Source organism: Tissierella sp., assembly GCF_031460495.1.
Taxonomy (GTDB): domain Bacteria; phylum Bacillota; class Clostridia; order Tissierellales; family Tissierellaceae; genus JAVKTS01.
In genome coordinates, this window is record NZ_JAVKTS010000003.1 from 161,862 (window position 1) to 177,265 (window position 15,404).

At 31.6% G+C, this 15,404-nt stretch carries 20 protein-coding genes and 1 riboswitch; of the genes, 5 read left to right on the top strand and 15 right to left on the bottom strand.

What is annotated here, in order from left to right; all coding sequences use genetic code 11:
• Positions 1-135: 135 nt before the first annotated feature.
• The 11 genes from RIN63_RS08385 to RIN63_RS08435 form a co-directional block, all read right to left on the bottom strand.
• Positions 136-504 carry a HepT-like ribonuclease domain-containing protein gene (locus RIN63_RS08385; RefSeq protein ID WP_310444268.1) on the bottom strand — a complete coding sequence of 123 codons (369 nt, stop codon included), beginning with the start codon at positions 502-504 and terminating at the stop codon, positions 136-138.
• Positions 494-796: a nucleotidyltransferase domain-containing protein gene (locus RIN63_RS08390; protein ID WP_310444269.1), complete on the bottom strand. Its 303-nt coding sequence runs from the start codon at positions 794-796 to the stop codon at positions 494-496. The genes RIN63_RS08385 and RIN63_RS08390 overlap by 11 nt, the downstream gene beginning before the upstream one ends.
• A 76-nt stretch (positions 797-872) precedes the next feature.
• Positions 873-1,430, bottom strand: coding sequence for an orotate phosphoribosyltransferase (gene pyrE / locus RIN63_RS08395; RefSeq protein WP_310444270.1), 558 nt, complete (start codon positions 1,428-1,430; stop codon positions 873-875).
• 1 nt (position 1,431) lies between these two features.
• A complete protein-coding gene (locus RIN63_RS08400) occupies positions 1,432-2,337 on the bottom strand; it encodes a dihydroorotate dehydrogenase (protein WP_310444271.1) in 906 nt (301 codons plus the stop codon).
• Entirely contained in the window at positions 2,330-3,064 is a 735-nt protein-coding gene (locus tag RIN63_RS08405) for a dihydroorotate dehydrogenase electron transfer subunit (RefSeq protein ID WP_310444272.1), read from the bottom strand. Before RIN63_RS08405 ends, RIN63_RS08400 begins: the two co-directional genes overlap by 8 nt.
• On the bottom strand, positions 3,048-3,911 hold the full coding sequence (gene pyrF, locus RIN63_RS08410; protein ID WP_310444273.1) for an orotidine-5'-phosphate decarboxylase: 864 nt from the start codon (positions 3,909-3,911) through the stop codon (positions 3,048-3,050). Before pyrF ends, RIN63_RS08405 begins: the two co-directional genes overlap by 17 nt.
• Positions 3,912-5,114, bottom strand: coding sequence for a dihydroorotase (locus RIN63_RS08415; RefSeq protein WP_310444274.1), 1,203 nt, complete (start codon positions 5,112-5,114; stop codon positions 3,912-3,914). It lies immediately after the preceding gene.
• Position 5,115: 1 nt separating this feature from the next.
• Positions 5,116-5,544, bottom strand: coding sequence for an aspartate carbamoyltransferase regulatory subunit (locus tag RIN63_RS08420; protein WP_310444275.1), 429 nt, complete (start codon positions 5,542-5,544; stop codon positions 5,116-5,118).
• Positions 5,544-6,467, bottom strand: a complete 924-nt coding sequence (pyrB, locus tag RIN63_RS08425) for an aspartate carbamoyltransferase (protein ID WP_310444276.1) — start codon at positions 6,465-6,467, stop codon at positions 5,544-5,546. The genes RIN63_RS08420 and pyrB overlap by 1 nt, the downstream gene beginning before the upstream one ends.
• A 228-nt stretch (positions 6,468-6,695) precedes the next feature.
• Positions 6,696-6,968 carry a spore coat protein gene (locus RIN63_RS08430; RefSeq protein WP_310444277.1) on the bottom strand — a complete coding sequence of 91 codons (273 nt, stop codon included), beginning with the start codon at positions 6,966-6,968 and terminating at the stop codon, positions 6,696-6,698.
• Between the two features lie 12 nt (positions 6,969-6,980).
• The gene (locus RIN63_RS08435) at positions 6,981-7,187 is read right to left on the bottom strand and encodes a hypothetical protein (RefSeq protein ID WP_310444278.1); all 207 of its coding nucleotides are present in this window, start codon (positions 7,185-7,187) and stop codon (positions 6,981-6,983) included.
• Positions 7,188-7,315: 128 nt separating this feature from the next.
• Between RIN63_RS08435 and RIN63_RS08440 the strand changes: the two genes are divergently transcribed.
• From RIN63_RS08440 to RIN63_RS08455, 4 genes are all read left to right on the top strand, one after another.
• On the top strand, positions 7,316-7,528 hold the full coding sequence (locus tag RIN63_RS08440; RefSeq protein WP_310444279.1) for a hypothetical protein: 213 nt from the start codon (positions 7,316-7,318) through the stop codon (positions 7,526-7,528).
• Positions 7,529-7,610: 82 nt separating this feature from the next.
• A riboswitch (SAM riboswitch) is annotated at positions 7,611-7,710 on the top strand.
• 63 nt (positions 7,711-7,773) lie between these two features.
• Positions 7,774-8,778 (top strand): methionine ABC transporter ATP-binding protein, encoded by a 1,005-nt coding sequence (locus RIN63_RS08445; protein WP_310444280.1) that lies wholly within the window; start codon positions 7,774-7,776, stop codon positions 8,776-8,778.
• Positions 8,778-9,419 (top strand): methionine ABC transporter permease, encoded by a 642-nt coding sequence (locus tag RIN63_RS08450; RefSeq protein WP_310444282.1) that lies wholly within the window; start codon positions 8,778-8,780, stop codon positions 9,417-9,419. The genes RIN63_RS08445 and RIN63_RS08450 overlap by 1 nt, the downstream gene beginning before the upstream one ends.
• A gap of 26 nt (positions 9,420-9,445) precedes the next feature.
• Positions 9,446-10,246 (top strand): MetQ/NlpA family ABC transporter substrate-binding protein, encoded by an 801-nt coding sequence (locus RIN63_RS08455; protein WP_310444283.1) that lies wholly within the window; start codon positions 9,446-9,448, stop codon positions 10,244-10,246.
• Between the two features lie 123 nt (positions 10,247-10,369).
• Here the strand turns inward: RIN63_RS08455 and RIN63_RS08460 are convergent, their stop codons facing one another.
• Genes RIN63_RS08460 through RIN63_RS08470 form a run of 3 tightly spaced genes read right to left on the bottom strand, consistent with a single transcriptional unit; the run spans position 10,370 to position 12,695 of the window.
• Positions 10,370-11,131: a HEAT repeat domain-containing protein gene (locus tag RIN63_RS08460; protein ID WP_310444284.1), complete on the bottom strand. Its 762-nt coding sequence runs from the start codon at positions 11,129-11,131 to the stop codon at positions 10,370-10,372.
• Positions 11,132-11,191: 60 nt separating this feature from the next.
• Complete coding sequence (locus RIN63_RS08465) at positions 11,192-12,082, bottom strand: DUF4846 domain-containing protein (protein WP_310444286.1); 891 nt, start codon at positions 12,080-12,082, stop codon at positions 11,192-11,194.
• Between the two features lie 16 nt (positions 12,083-12,098).
• The gene (locus tag RIN63_RS08470; protein WP_310444287.1) at positions 12,099-12,695 is read right to left on the bottom strand and encodes a HutD family protein; all 597 of its coding nucleotides are present in this window, start codon (positions 12,693-12,695) and stop codon (positions 12,099-12,101) included.
• Positions 12,696-12,816: 121 nt separating this feature from the next.
• On the opposite strand from RIN63_RS08470, the gene RIN63_RS08475 reads away from it, so the two are divergent.
• Positions 12,817-13,488, top strand: coding sequence for a DUF421 domain-containing protein (locus tag RIN63_RS08475; RefSeq protein WP_310444288.1), 672 nt, complete (start codon positions 12,817-12,819; stop codon positions 13,486-13,488).
• A 24-nt stretch (positions 13,489-13,512) separates the two neighbouring features.
• Here the strand turns inward: RIN63_RS08475 and RIN63_RS08480 are convergent, their stop codons facing one another.
• The gene (locus tag RIN63_RS08480) at positions 13,513-15,273 is read right to left on the bottom strand and encodes a MutS-related protein (RefSeq protein ID WP_310444289.1); all 1,761 of its coding nucleotides are present in this window, start codon (positions 15,271-15,273) and stop codon (positions 13,513-13,515) included.
• Positions 15,274-15,404: the final 131 nt, after the last annotated feature.

Genomic DNA, 15,404 nt, shown 5'->3' on the forward strand with positions numbered 1-15,404 from the left:
TCACTACCATATACTATTCAACAAAACTTTCCAAATTCCTTCTTTTTTTAGCCAATATTTTTAAATAACTTATTTCCTTATTAAAATAAAAAAGAAGCTATCAATTTTAGCTTCCTTAGTCCCTATTATTGTTAATTATTTATCCTCTATTTCACTTGCACCATCTATAATTTTAACGCAATTATTTTTTAAACTAGGAATATCATACTTAACGGCTTCCCAAACTACCATCTTATCGATATTACCATATTTATGGGCCATTATATTTCTCATCCCTTTGATATTTCTCCAAGGGATATTGTTATGAACATCCATAAACTCCTCACTTAACGAACCAGTTAATTCACCAATTTGAAGAATACACATTGAAACTGCATTTCTGTAAATATTATTAAGTTTAAATTTATCAAGGTCATCCCCAAAATATTTTACAGTCTCATTTATCTCATTACAATATTCTATTATTCTCTTTATTATATTTATGTCCCTATTTCTAATGTCCATAGACAACTATCTCCTCCTTGCTAATTAGTTCAAGGAAACTACTATCAAGGCTATCGGTTGTTACAACATCAACTTTCTTATTTAAGGCATCTTCTAACTCCAAATAAAATCCAGATAACTGAAATAAGCCTTTAATTTCACCCCTATCAATTCTCAAATCAATATCGCTCTTAGGACTAGCATCTCCTCTAGCATAAGAACCAAATAAATATACTCTTTCAACGCCATATTCAATTGCAAGCTTATTCACCACTTTTTTTATATCTTCAATCTCTAATACTCTGTTTCCCATAATATCACTCCAATATTGATATTAGTTTCTTTATCTTAATTATACCAAAGATATTAAAGAATAAACACTATTTCCATTACTTAATCTTCCTACTTCCAGGCTTTACTATAGGTAATCCTTCTTTGCATAGTTGGCAATCTTCTACATCATAGGTTTTTATTTCTAACTTAGTCCCACCATATATAGGATATTTAATATCTCCATTGGATCTATTTGCTAGACATGCTATACCTACTACTATTCCACCATATTCTTCTACTACTCTAATAGCTTCATATGCAGATTTGCCTGTGGTTACCACATCTTCAGCAATAAGTACCTTTTGCCCTTTTTCTATATGGAAACCTCTTTTTATTTTCATTTCCCCTTCTTCTCTTTCAGTGAAGATAGCAGGCTTTCCTAGCTGACGACCTAGTTCATATGCTACAATAATTCCACCCATTGCTGGTCCTACAACAATGTCAATATCAACATCCTTAAGCTTTTCTACTACAATAGATAAGGCTTTTGCAGCCTTGTCTGGATATTGTAATAGCTTTGCACATTGTACATATCTATCACTATGTTTTCCTGATGATAATAAGAAATGTCCTTCCAGCAATGCATTAGATTCCTTCAATAATTCAATTATCATTTTAAAACCTCCCTATTATTCCCCTAATTTCCTCCAGTGACTTAACTCCTTCTTTTTCCATAAACTTCTCTATTCCTTCAATGATATCTATAGAAATAGTTGGGTTCACGAAGTTTGCACTACCTACTTGGATGGCCGTTGCTCCTGCCATAATGAACTCTATGGCATCTTCTGCAGTCATAATTCCACCTAATCCAATTATTGGTACATTCACCACTTGGTTTACTTCATATACCATTCTGAGGGCTATTGGTTTAATACATGGACCTGATAATCCTGCTGTAATATTATTAAATATAGGTTTTCTTTTGTAAATATCAATTGCTAAGGCATTAAAAGTATTTATAAGAGAAAGTCCATCAGCACCTGCTTCTACACATGCATAGGCCATATCCTTAATATTCTCTGCATTGGGGGATAGCTTTACTATCATTGGTTTCTTTGATATCTTTTTAGCTTCCTTTACCACTTGTGATGCAGTATCGCATTTTATACCAAAGGCCATGCCACCTTCTTTCACATTAGGGCAGGAAATATTTAGTTCAATCATATGGACTGATGTTTCATTTAATAGTTCTATTCCCTGCAAATAATCATCTAGAGTGCTTCCTCCTAGATTAGCCAATATTACAGTGTCTTTTGATTCCATAAATGGAAGTTCATCTTTTATAAATCCACTTACCCCAGGGTTTTGCAAACCTATACTATTCATCAAACCTGATGCTGTCTCATATATTCTAATTCCTTTATTTCCATCTCTTTTATTCAAGGTAAGACCCTTAGTAGAAATACCACCTAGTTTTTCTATGGCATAGTATTCTTCAAATTCCCTTCCAAATCCAAAGGTTCCCGAAGCAGCTATGACAGGATTTTTAAATTCTATACCACAGATATTTACCTTAGTCATGTAATACTACCTCCTCACCTTTGAATACTGGTCCTTCTTTGCATACTCTTTCCATACCTCTTGTGGTCTCTACAGTACACCCAAGGCATGCACCTATTCCACAAGCCATACGATTTTCCATAGAAACATATACAGGTACTTTTCCCTTACACATCTTCATCACAACTTCCATCATGGGAGTTGGTCCACAGGTATAGACTACATCATATTTACTAGGATCAAATAATTCAGTTACAAAACCTTTATGTCCTGTAGAACCATCCTCTGTAGCAATAAAAGTATTCTTTACATAAGGTCTTATTTGATCTAAGAAATATGCATTACTCCTAAATCCACTGAAAATATCAATTTCTGCAAAAAGATTTTTTGCTAAATATAACATAGGAGCAATACCTACTCCTCCAGTAATTAGGGCAATTTTCCCTTCTTCTTTTATGTTAAAGCCATTTCCTAATGGCCCTAGTATACTTAATTTATCTCCCTTTTTAAGCTTAGATATTATATGAGTTCCCTTGCCCCTGACCTCATACAATAATTTAATTCTTCCATTCTCTAGGTCAGCGATACTTATTGGTCTAGGCAAAAATGGATCTAATCCATTCCATCCTCTTACCATATAGAATTGTCCTGGCTTTCCTTCAAAATCTCCTTCTAGGATTATTTCATATATATTTGGGCTGATTTCAGTATTTGAGTAAATAATACCATCCTTATATGTCTCTGCCATATCCTATGTCCTCCCTCATATTAAGCACTGCCTCTCTTGTATATCTTTCAAAGTTTTCTACTCCATCTTCATGTTTTTTGTAAGCAGTGATTATACCCCTTGAGGAATTTACAACTCCACCATTTCCTTCATTTAGATAAAGCTTTACATCTTCACCCTTAGCACCTTGTGCTCCATATCCTGGTATCAAGAAAAACATATTTTTATATCTGTCTCTAATTGATTTTGCCTCATCTACATGAGTGCCTCCTACTACTCCACCAATAAGACTATATCCAGATTCACCAATGTACTTTCTTCCCAATTCTTCCATCTTATCTCCTACATGATAATATAGGCTTTTTCCATTGACATCTAGATACTCAATGTCCCTTGCTCCCGGATTAGAAGTTCTAAGAAGTACAAATATACCTTTATTACCTTCGTCAAGGTATTTGAAATATGGAGTAATACTGTCGAATCCCATATAAGGATTAAGAGTAATAAAATCAGTTTCAAAATCCCCTTCAAAATGTGCTTTCCCATACATATCTGCTGTAGATGCAATATCCCCTCGCTTTATATCCCCAATGGATAGTGCCTTTATGCTCTTCAAATATTCTAATGTCCTTTTATAGGCTAGAAGTCCTTTTATTCCATAGGCTTCATAAAAAGCAATCTGTGGTTTGTAAATTGTAGTAATATCCTCTGTGCAATCTATTATTCTCTTATTGAATTGAAAGATTATCTCATCTATATCTTGATACCTTTCTTTCATTTCATTTGGGATATAATCCAGATGAGAGTCTAGCCCCACACAGATATTGCCCTTATTTTGGACTTCCTTGTACAGTCTATCTATTATCATTTACTTACCCCCTATGAATTTTTTATTGATGTACTTGATTTCTCCATCCTTCAAAGTCATAACTACTTCTCCATAGAATTTCATCCCATTAAATGGAGTATTTTTTCCTTTGGATAGAAACTTGTTTCCATCTATGGTTATTTCCTTATTCAAATCTACAAGAACTATATCTCCATAATAGCCTTTTTCTATCTTACCTTTTTTTACTCCCATTATCTTCCCTGCATTAGCCGACATGATTTTGGAGAGTTTGCTCAAGTCTATCCTGCCACCCCTAACTAATCTTGTATAAGAAACTGGAAATGCTGTTTCTATACCAGATAAACCTGGAGCACCATTTTCCTTATCTTCTATGCTATGTGGTGCATGATCTGTAGCTATAGTATCTACTGTACCATCTATTATACCCTTAATAATCCCCTCTACATCAGTCTTTGTCCTAATTGGTGGATTTACCTTGTAATCATTATCCCAAAGGGCAATATGATGGGGAGTCACCTCACAGGTAAGATTAACTCCCTCTAACTTTGCTCTCCTTATCTCTTCAATAGCCTCTATTGTACTAACATGAGACAAATGAAGTCTTGCTCCAGTTACTTTAGATAAATAAATATCCCTTATGGTAATAATATTTTCAGATATCCTATAATCAATTGGAGTCAAATCATCATCCTCAGCATGGGTCATGATGATTAATCCTTTTTCCTTAGCTATAACCATAGCATTGTACATTGTTATATTGGATTTTACACCTTTTCCATCATCAGATATAAACTTTACTTTATTATCTAAGCTATCTAAATGTTCTAAGGTCTGACCATCAAAATCCTTAGTAATAGATACGGTCTGATGAACATCAACTAAATCAAGATCTCTTGCCCTATTCAACACATAATCCACGGTCTCCATTGAACTACAAATAGGATTCGTATTCCCCATTAAATTAACTAAGGTATATCCTCCCTTCAATGCTGCTAATCCACCAGTATATAAATCTTCTTTATGAGTGTAACCTGGTTCTCTAAAATGTACATGTAGATCGATGAAGGAAGGCATAAGAACTAAGCCTTCTCCATTTATAGTTTTACAATTAACTTCTAGATTTTCTCCAAAATCTTCTATTAATCCATCCTTTACATATACATCACCAATGAAATCCTTAGATTCATCTACTATTCTTGCACTCTTTATGAGAATATCCATTTTATCCCTCCCAGGAATATATCTGATTACAGTATTCGCATTTATATCTTCCTTTGTTCTCATCAATTAACTTAAATCTATGAACAATTCCTCTTTCACTTGATGTAACGCATCTTGGGTTTTTACATTCTATAATACCTTCCACTCTATCAGGTAGAGATAAATTTATCTTTTCAGTTATTACTTCATTTTCTATTACATTTATTGTAATGTTAGCATCCATAAATCCTAGCATGGTCAAATCAATATCAATCTCATTTTCAATCTTTATGATATCCTTTCTACCAAGTTTCTCACTAACAGCGTTCATTATTAAAGCTACTGTAAAATCAGCCTTATTAAGCTTCAAATACTCAAATATTTTTATACCATAACCGGGTTTTATATGGTCAATTACTATTCCCTTTGTTATACTATTTATATTTAACATTATTTCACCCCCAACAATTTACAAATCAATGCCATTCTTACGAACATACCATATTTCGCTTGCTTGAAATACCAGGCTCTTGGGTCATTGTCAACTTCCATACTAATTTCGTTGACCCTTGGTAGGGGATGAAGTATTATTAATTCTTCTTTTGCAGATTTTAGCTTGTCATTATTTAGTATATAGCTATCCTTTAATCTGATATAATCTGCCTCATTGAAGAAGCGCTCTTTTTGTACTCTGGTCATATATAATATATCTAACTGGTCCATGACTTCTTCTAGTCTTTCTACTTCAACATATTCTATAGACTTCTTATCTAAAATCTCAGATTTAATGTATTCAGGTATTTGTAATTCTTGTGGGGATATAAGTATAAATTTGATGTTTGCATATCTTGACATTGCTTTTACTAAGGAATGAACCGTACGGCCAAATTTTAGGTCTCCGCATAGTCCTATGGTTAAATTGGCTATTTCCCCTTTTGCAACTTTAATAGTTAAAAGGTCTGTTAATGTTTGAGTTGGATGTTGATGTCCACCATCTCCTGCATTTATTAGGGGAACATCACAATAAAGTGAACTGTATTTTGGTGCACCTTCTTTTGGATGACGCATTGTAATTATATCTGTATATGCTGCAACTGTTCTAATAGTATCTGCTAAATTCTCTCCCTTTGTGACTGAACTGGAACTTGGCTCAGAGAAACCAACTATTTTACCACCTAGTCTTAGCATAGCAGACTCAAAGCTTAATCTAGTTCTAGTACTAGGTTCAAAGAATAAAGTACCCAAAAGTTTACCATCGCATAGGTGAATAAAATCTTCTGGTTTTTCCATAATATTCTCTGCTAATTCAAAAATCTGGTCTAGCTCCTCTACGGTAAAGTCTTGCGAATCAATTAAATGTCTTCCTTTCAACATACTTTCCCTCCTTTAGTTATATATTCCCTCAAAGGATTTGTGTATAAAAAAAGCCTTCCATAAAGGAAGGCATAGTTATACAAAGCACATTATTTACGCTCTCCTTCCTAACCTCACAGGATTAGATTAAAGGTATATATTTATATAATAATACCATAAAGGAAATAAAAAGTCTAATAATTATTTTATAAAACCCTAACTAAATTCTAGCTAGGGTTTCATATGATACTACTTCATTTGTTGTGGGCTATTTATAGCACTGCTTAAAGTAGTTTTTATTTGATTTACATCATTTTTATTAGCTGGAGGAGCAGGTACATAATAACCCTTTTGCTCTGCTATTTGATATAATTGATATTGCATTTGTTCTGCTTCATTTCTTAATGTTTGTAGAGTTGATCTTAGTTGTTGATTTGAGCACTCCATAATTGCTGTTGTATAACAATTTATACTAGCTTTAGCTCCACCTAAAATATCGTTTACTATATCTCTTTCTTGCATCTGTTTAACCTCCTATAGTGAATTTATTAGATTTGTAGCAGTCGTTTTCGCATCTGTACTTGATTGTTGCAACATTTGTTTTAATTGGGGATCTTGAACTTGGTTTGCATAGTCTGCAAATTTGCAACTCATAGTCAAATGTTCTCCTGCTATTTCCTTTACTGAATTAAGTTCTTGTTGAGTTATAGTATTTAAATTAACAGTGTTTTTAAGTGCCATTAATAAGCTCCTTTCAAAATATTATTTTTATCCTTAATATTATGTGTCGAAAAATCTATATTATCCTTCCAAAAAATGTTTAAATATTAATTAGCAAATTGGAAAAACTAACATTAGGAGGTGGAAAAATGGGGAAAATTTTTGGCACTGTAAATGAACCTGAATTCAATATATATTATAGAACTGAAGATCTAGGAAATACAGATTTTCCACAACATGAAAATCTTGATGTTCGAAAGCCTGACGCTTTTGTAGGTTTATCTAATAATATATTTTTAAATCCAATTATGCCTTTAATTAATGCTGATAATAATGATGATGATTTAGATTGGTATGAATAAAACATAAATAATTTATCAATAAAAAGGTTGACAAATTATAAAATTCGTATTAAGATACTCTTTAAACACAAACTGAATATAACTCTTATCAAGAGTGGTGGAGGGAATGGCCCGATGAAACCCAGCAACCTATATTATTATAAGGTGCTAAATCCAGCGGTATTTATACCGAGAGATGAGAGAGGAAATTTTAAACCTCTTTTTTCTAAAGAGGTTTGTTTTTATTTTAAGGAGGAATTAAAATTATGATTGTAATCGAAAATCTATCAAAATCTTTCATAAATGGTAAAGAAAAATTAGTCGCTGTAAGAAATATTGACTTGAAAGTAAATAAGGGAGAAATATTTGGAATTATTGGTTTAAGTGGTGCAGGCAAATCCACTTTAATCAGATGTATAAATAGACTAGAAGAACCTACAGAAGGAAAGATTATCATTGATGGTGTAGATATAACTAAGCTTAGCAAAGAAGATTTGAGGAAAGAAAGAAAAGATATTGGAATGATATTCCAACATTTTAACTTATTATCACAAAAAACCGTATATGAAAATATTGCCTTTCCCTTACAGTTGGAAAATATGGATAATAAAGAAATTTTCAAAAGAGTTGATGAGCTTTTAGAATATGTGGATCTAAAAGATAAGAAACATAATTATCCTAGTCAACTGAGTGGTGGGCAAAAGCAAAGAGTAGCCATAGCTAGGGCCATAGCCAACAATCCAAAAGTCCTCCTCAGTGATGAAGGAACTTCTGCCTTAGATCCTAAAACTACAAAATCTATTCTTGCTTTACTAAATAGGATTAGAAAGGAATTAAATATTACTATAATAATGATTACCCATCAAATGGAAGTAGTAAAAGAAATATGCGATAGGGTAGCCATTATGGAAGATGGAAATGTAATAGAAGAAAACACTGTAGAAAATCTTTTTAGTGAACCTAAAACTAAAACTGCACAATCCTTTATAAATTCAATGCAAAACAATATCCAAGAAGAAATCATAAACATAGAGGATTTTGCTGGAAAGATTATTAGACTTAGTTTCCTTGGAGATAGTGCTAAAAAACCAATAGTTTCTAAAGTTATTAGAAATTTTGATATAGATGTAAATATATTATCAGGTAATATCAACAAACTACAAGAATCTAGTGTAGGACATCTAATACTTGAATTAATTGGTGAAGATGAAGAAATAAATAAGGCTCTTTCATTTTTAAAAAATGAAAATGTCCATGTGGAGGTGATGTAATGGCTGAATTAGTTATACCTTCTTTACTTGAGACTTTGTATATGGTATTTTTCTCAACAATATTTTCTTTGTTAATAGGATTTCCTTTAGGTATTCTATTGGTTATCACAGATAAGGATAATATCTGTGAAAGACCTTTATTCAACAAAATATTAGGTAGTATTATAAATGTACTAAGATCCTTTCCTTTTATAATATTGATGATCTTATTATTTCCACTATCTAGATTGTTAATAGGGAAAACCATCGGTACAACCGCCACAATAGTTCCTTTATCCATAGCAGCAGCTCCTTTTGTTGCTAGGATAATTGAAGGAAGTTTGAGAGAAGTCAATAAGGGTGTAATCGAATCTAGCCTTGCTATGGGAGCTACAGTATCTCAAATAATTAAAAAAGTTCTTATCCCGGAATCACTTCCATCCATAATCTTAGGGATAACCTTAACCATAATTAATATTATTGGATACTCAGCAATGGCTGGTGCAATTGGAGGAGGTGGTCTAGGGGATCTAGCTATTCGCTATGGATACTATGGCTTTCAAACAGATGTAATGATAGTAGCTGTTTTGCTTATAGTGATTTTAGTTCAAGGAGTACAATTTTTAGGTAATTATATTTCTTTAAAAATAAATAAAAAATAACAAAAAAATAAATTGGGGGAATTAAATTGAAAAAAGTATTATCTGTATTATCAATATTCGTATTATCTCTAGTACTATTAACAGGATGCACTCAAAAAAAATCAGGGTCTAATGAAATAACAATTGGTGTATCACCAGAGCCTCACGCAAAGCTTGTTAATTTAGTAATAGAGGATTTGAAAAAAGAAGGTATAGAAGTTAAAGTAATTGAATTCACAGACTATGTAAAACCAAATATAGCTTTAAGTGATGGAGAATTGGATGCTAACTTCTTCCAACATGAACCATATTTCAATGAATTCAAAGCTAGTAAAAACTTAGATTTAGTATCCTTAGGAAAGGTTCATGTAGAGCCAATGGCATTATACTCAAATATTTCTAAGTCTCTTGATGATTTAAAAGATGGGGCTGAAATAGCCATCCCAAATGATACTGTTAATGGAGGCAGAGCCTTACTTCTATTAGAAGCAAATGGATTAATTAAATTGAAAGATGATGCTGGGATTGAAGCTACTGAAAAAGATATAGTCAAAAATCCGAAAAACTTCAAATTTACAGCAGTCGAAGCTGCTGGATTACCAAGAGTTTTAGATAGTATCGATGGTGCAGTAATCAACGGTAACTATGCTCTTGAAGCAGGACTTAATCCAGTAAGAGATGGATTGCTAGTGGAAGGAAAAGACTCTCCTTATGCCAACCTTATAGCTGTAAGAACTGGAGAAGAAAAAGAAGATAAATTTGTTAAACTACTAAAAGCATTACAATCTGATAAGGTAAAAAAATATATCGAAGATAATTATGATGGTGGAGTAGTACCAGCATTCTAAGATTAAAGATAAAAAAAGATTCTCTATCCTTTTGGGTAAAGAATCTTTTTTTATCTTTAATCCTTGTATACTTAATATTATTTATATTCAGAGAATGTAATCTTCCACCTTTTTTCCCTTATATTATAAGTGTATTATGTTTTCAATATATTCTTTTGCTTCGTTAAATGACTTGTCACTAAACTTTTCATATCTTTTATGAACTTCTAAAATCTCTTTTACTATATCATTAATTAAATCTTTGTTTTCCCAATCTTTTATAGCTTCAATTACCTTTTCAAGGCATCCACTTTTATAACTTATTTGCCCTAATACATGTATTAACATATCTCTAACTCTTCGATTTGTTTCATTCCGTGCATCAAAAAGTATAGGTAAAACTTCTTCTGGGTGAGTTCTTCCTCTAAGCTCAATTCCATGTATTACCTGTCTGCGTACTTCAGGGTCTTCATGATTATAAAACTTTGCTGCAAATTCTAATGTAGGTTTAGGGTTTTTATTACCCATTTGCTTTAACGCTCCAATCACAGCATTTCTTACTGAATGATGTACATCATCTAATGATTTTTCAAGCAGTTGGGAAACTTTGTAGGCATCAATTTTACCTATTTCACCTAATGAATAAGCAACAGTTTGTCTGATATATTCATTTTCATCTTTAAAAAGTATATCTAATGTATTTAATATTTCTTCCCTTAAAGCTTCATTGTTTTTATATAGCTTTCCAGTGGCTAAATAAACTATCTTTCTAATGTATGTATCTTTATCTGCTGAAAACATAACTATATTCTCATAACTACCATTTTGATAATCATCAAATATTAAGCTTTCAATATGTTCCGAAATTCTTTTTCTCTCTTCTTTTGAATTATCATAAAAGCTCATATTATCTTCCTCTCACGCTCTTTTCAATTTGTTTTTTGCAATACTTATCATTATTATTGCTTAGTCTACAAATCTCTTCAATTCATCTAATTCAAATGTCCATTCAGGGGTCACTAACTTTTCCTTGCCTTTCAATGAATACCACGGACTTATAGTATCATCCATAGGATTAATAAGTATTTGAGTTTGTTGAGCTGGCATATAGGATTGAGCTAGAATAAACACTTTTTCATTATCATCATCTACAGCCATATCTACAACAATAACTGCATGTCCTGGACTTCCTCCTATTATAAATACATCTCCGATTTCCATATCTTCTATATCAACTGATTCTAATTCTTTCTCTAAGGACAATGTACTGGCATAAGACATTACCATAATCATGTATTTTCTAAAATCCTCATATGTATTCGATGGTTCCGTAGCTTTATAATAACTAACATTATTACCTTCAACTTTTATTCTATATCCTGCCATCCACTTCTCATACTCTGCTGTAAAGCCTGATACAAAATCAAAGCTAATATCTTCATATTTACCTATTGAGTAAAGATATTCTGCCCTTAAAAGCATAACAGCATCAGCACATTGATGCAAATCTCTGTCACCAATATCAACATCAATTACACTATCATAAACGCCTTTTTTAGTTTTCTCCCTACCATCATAGTATAAAACTTTTTCGCCATAGGGTTTAAGTTTCTGATTTCTTAAGAATTCACCAAAGCTGTCCTTGTCTACCTCTACTCTACTATAGCCTTCCAATGTTAAGTACCTTTCTTCAATAGTTTGGCCTTCTGTGTTAATGTAGCTAGCCTCTTTATTGCCTTTTCCTTCTATAGGAAGATCTATAGATGATTGAGATTCAACATCACCTTTCATTGCTTTGCAACTTGTCATTAGCATTGACACAATAATAAGCAAGAGTATCCACTTTGATTTATTCATTCCCTATCCCCCCTTCTTAAGGTATCATTATCCTAGTCCTTAATAAGTTACAAGGTGTTTTTGATTTTATTTTAATGTCTAATTCTATATCCTTATTGCTAATACTTATAACTAAAAGTTCATTGGGATTCAATATTATTTCCTTATCATCAGCTATGAAAGAAATGCTCATTTCATGAGAATAAAAAATTTCGAACTCTTCTTGATAATTCACATTAGTAGGTAGGATTTTTATGATAGATTCTTCTTTTACCCTTTCATTTATCAAATATCCTTTGGCTCCATTTGCTAACATCAAATTAAAATCTATGACTTTCCCAATACTATATGTACTCATTTCACCATCAAATTCATATATTTCATAGGGTTTTAGTTCTATATACTTTTGTAAATCATGAGTTAATCTTAGTTCCTTATTTAAAGGAGTAATAAATCTATTTACTTCTTTTAATTTAGTGAATTCTGATTCCTCTAATTCTACAGTAGCAGAACTTATCCTACACTTAAAGTCCATTGACTTATAGTTAGAATCCTTTGGATAAATAAACATCTCAGTAGTTTTTCCACCTGACCATTCAGATGTAATAAATTCATCTTCCTTGATTATTATCATTTCAGTAAATCCCACACTTTCCTATTAAATTATTTGATTTTTAATCCTAACTTTTATCTTCAAAACATGTTCTAATAAATACTAGTATTTTGTTTATACTATTACAATTGGAGGTGTTTTTATGATAATTTTAAAACCAACCATTGCTTTTTTATTATTGTTACTCTTGGCTCGCTTACTGGGAAAAAAGCAAATGAGTCAGATGACTTTCTTTAATTATGTAACAGGTATAACCATTGGCTCTCTTGCTGCAAATATAATTAGTTTTGATGATAAGACTATATGGGATGAAATAGTAGGACTAATATGGTGGTGCTTATTAACTGCCTTACTAGCCTATATTACTCTCAAATCCTCAAAACTAAGAAGGATAATCGATGGCCAACCTGCTATACTAGTCAAAAATGGTAAAATGGAAGAAAAGGAATTGAAATCTTCAAGAATTAATTTAGAAGAATTATCTATGATGCTTAGAGAGCAAGGTATATTTTCCATTAAGGATGTTGACTATGCCATATTAGAGCCCAATGGAAAACTAAGTATCTTGAAAGTCCAAGAGGAAATAAATGTTACTAGAAAAGATATGAAAATCCCCACTACTAAACCTAAATACTTACCTGCTGAGATAATTATAGATAGTAGAATAATTCATAAAAACCTAATTAGCTATAATTTAGATATACAGTGGTTGGAAAATGAGCTTAAATATCAGCGGATAAATAGTATTGATGATGTTTTTTATGCTGAAATTCAAAGTGATGGTTCTTTGTATATACTTCTTAAGCAAAAATAATTGTGTTTGTAAAATCCAGCTTAATCAATTAGCTTCCTCTAAATATTCCTCTGCTCTCCTTGTTGCATTTTCATATATCTCAACAGGATAGCCAAGATATTTTAATATTGCTATGGCATTTCTAGTTGAACATGGACCTTCTCTGAGAATATAATCAAACTTTATATCATTAGTTTCAATAGTTTCTTTAAAATGATAATTATTAAATCCATCATTAACTAAATTTGTAAGCTCTAAATCATGAGTTGCAGCTAAAACACAGCAATTTCTTTCAATCATATAATTTAATGATTCCCTTGCTGCACTAATTCTCTCTGCTGTATTAGTACCTCTAAATATTTCATCCAAGATGCATAGAACAGGTTGTTCTGGATGAAGTATATCTATTATTCTTTTTAGAGATTTTGCTTCAGCCATAAAATAGCTATCTCCATGGACAATACTATCTGTAGTGCCAATTGAGGTTAATAATTTAAAATAAGATGACTTATAGCTCTTAGCCAATACTAAGTTTAATGTTTGAGCAAAGATAGAATTGATACCTATAGTTCTTAAAAATGTGGATTTCCCTGAAGCATTAGAACCAGTGACCAAGGCTCCCTTATTATCAAATTCAATGGAATAAGATATTGGATTCTCTAATAGAGGATGATAAATATCCCCTGTCTCTAGGTAGAATTTCAAATTGTCTTCTATAAAATTTGGTTCAGTAAAATAGTCTACTCCAGCTTTATATGATGCCACAGAAATATATGCATCTATTTTTCCTATCAAAGTATATATCTTAAAGAATTCAATTTTATATTTATTAATCAGTCTTACAAGTCTATAAAATGCTTTTGGCTCCTTCAAGACAATCATATTATAATAACTTATCATAAGCTCTGCTTCAGATCCAAACTTCTCGTTGAAATTAATCTTAGCAAGATTTCGTCTTAAAGGTTTTACTTTTTTTAGCAAATCTCTTATTTCATCTTGATCTAAATCTATAGTGCTTAAGTCTAGTTTCATTATGTCTTCAGCAGTCTTAATTAATCCTCCCAAGTATCTAAAAGTATCCATTTCTTCATATACCTTTTTCTTGTTAAGTTGATATGCCAGCATATTCAACATCATAACTACCGGGAGGGATATAACTGCAAATGCTGGATTAATGAGAAATAATCCCAATACTAGGTATGGTAAATATGAAAGGAAAACATAAATAGGAAAAAGATGTATCTTTATATTCACACCATTTTTAAAATACTTGAATATACCTTTGCCTTCTTTTTTCCCTAGCAATAAAAGTAGATATTGTATTTCTTGGGAAATGTTTTTCTTTTCTAAGAAAGAATTAATTCTTTCATTTCTCTTTTTAAGTATATCACCATTAAGCATTAGTTTCCTAAGCATATCATATAAATATTGCATACCTGGTAGGGACATTGTATGGTCAATTTTGCTAAATACTGAGTCCATATTCAAATCTCTCCAAGTGATATTGTCTATACTGAAATTAGTTTTCTCTTCTTCTGATAAGTATTTATAAAGCTTTTCAATATGTACAAAGTCTCTCTTCTCAATATGTTCTTTTCCCCACTGCTCTTTAATTTTTTCTTTATTAGCCTTCATTAGTCTTATCTTCTTAAATTTCAATGATATTATTAAAAGTGGAATAGCAACTATAGTCATTATGAAAAATCTATAGTCTATCTCTATTCCTAATGCAGCTCCTCCAAAAATTGCAAAGACCAATACTGTATCAATTGCAGTTTGAATTATTCTCTTTAATCTATAATTCACTAGATCACATCCTAACCTGTTATTTAGTATCACTGATATTGTTATAAATTCTAATTAACATTATTATAACCATATAATGCCATTAAGACAAGAATTCTATAACATAAAGCAGAGGAGTCAGTTGAACTGAC

Bases quoted from the DNA above. Each gene is read 5' to 3' on its own strand.
- RIN63_RS08385 (WP_310444268.1), bottom strand. From the start codon at position 504: ATGGACATTAGAAATAGGGACATAAATATAATAAAGAGAATAATAGAA.
- RIN63_RS08390 (WP_310444269.1), bottom strand. From the start codon at position 796: ATGGGAAACAGAGTATTAGAGATTGAAGATATAAAAAAAGTGGTGAAT.
- pyrE (WP_310444270.1), bottom strand. From the start codon at position 1,430: ATGATAATTGAATTATTGAAGGAATCTAATGCATTGCTGGAAGGACAT.
- RIN63_RS08400 (WP_310444271.1), bottom strand. From the start codon at position 2,337: ATGACTAAGGTAAATATCTGTGGTATAGAATTTAAAAATCCTGTCATA.
- RIN63_RS08405 (WP_310444272.1), bottom strand. From the start codon at position 3,064: ATGGCAGAGACATATAAGGATGGTATTATTTACTCAAATACTGAAATC.
- pyrF (WP_310444273.1), bottom strand. From the start codon at position 3,911: ATGATAATAGATAGACTGTACAAGGAAGTCCAAAATAAGGGCAATATC.
- RIN63_RS08415 (WP_310444274.1), bottom strand. From the start codon at position 5,114: ATGGATATTCTCATAAAGAGTGCAAGAATAGTAGATGAATCTAAGGAT.
- RIN63_RS08420 (WP_310444275.1), bottom strand. From the start codon at position 5,544: ATGTTAAATATAAATAGTATAACAAAGGGAATAGTAATTGACCATATA.
- pyrB (WP_310444276.1), bottom strand. From the start codon at position 6,467: ATGTTGAAAGGAAGACATTTAATTGATTCGCAAGACTTTACCGTAGAG.
- RIN63_RS08430 (WP_310444277.1), bottom strand. From the start codon at position 6,968: ATGCAAGAAAGAGATATAGTAAACGATATTTTAGGTGGAGCTAAAGCT.
- RIN63_RS08435 (WP_310444278.1), bottom strand. From the start codon at position 7,187: ATGGCACTTAAAAACACTGTTAATTTAAATACTATAACTCAACAAGAA.
- RIN63_RS08440 (WP_310444279.1), top strand. From the start codon at position 7,316: ATGGGGAAAATTTTTGGCACTGTAAATGAACCTGAATTCAATATATAT.
- RIN63_RS08445 (WP_310444280.1), top strand. From the start codon at position 7,774: ATGATTGTAATCGAAAATCTATCAAAATCTTTCATAAATGGTAAAGAA.
- RIN63_RS08450 (WP_310444282.1), top strand. From the start codon at position 8,778: ATGGCTGAATTAGTTATACCTTCTTTACTTGAGACTTTGTATATGGTA.
- RIN63_RS08460 (WP_310444284.1), bottom strand. From the start codon at position 11,131: ATGAGCTTTTATGATAATTCAAAAGAAGAGAGAAAAAGAATTTCGGAA.
- RIN63_RS08465 (WP_310444286.1), bottom strand. From the start codon at position 12,082: ATGAATAAATCAAAGTGGATACTCTTGCTTATTATTGTGTCAATGCTA.
- RIN63_RS08470 (WP_310444287.1), bottom strand. From the start codon at position 12,695: ATGATAATAATCAAGGAAGATGAATTTATTACATCTGAATGGTCAGGT.
- RIN63_RS08475 (WP_310444288.1), top strand. From the start codon at position 12,817: ATGATAATTTTAAAACCAACCATTGCTTTTTTATTATTGTTACTCTTG.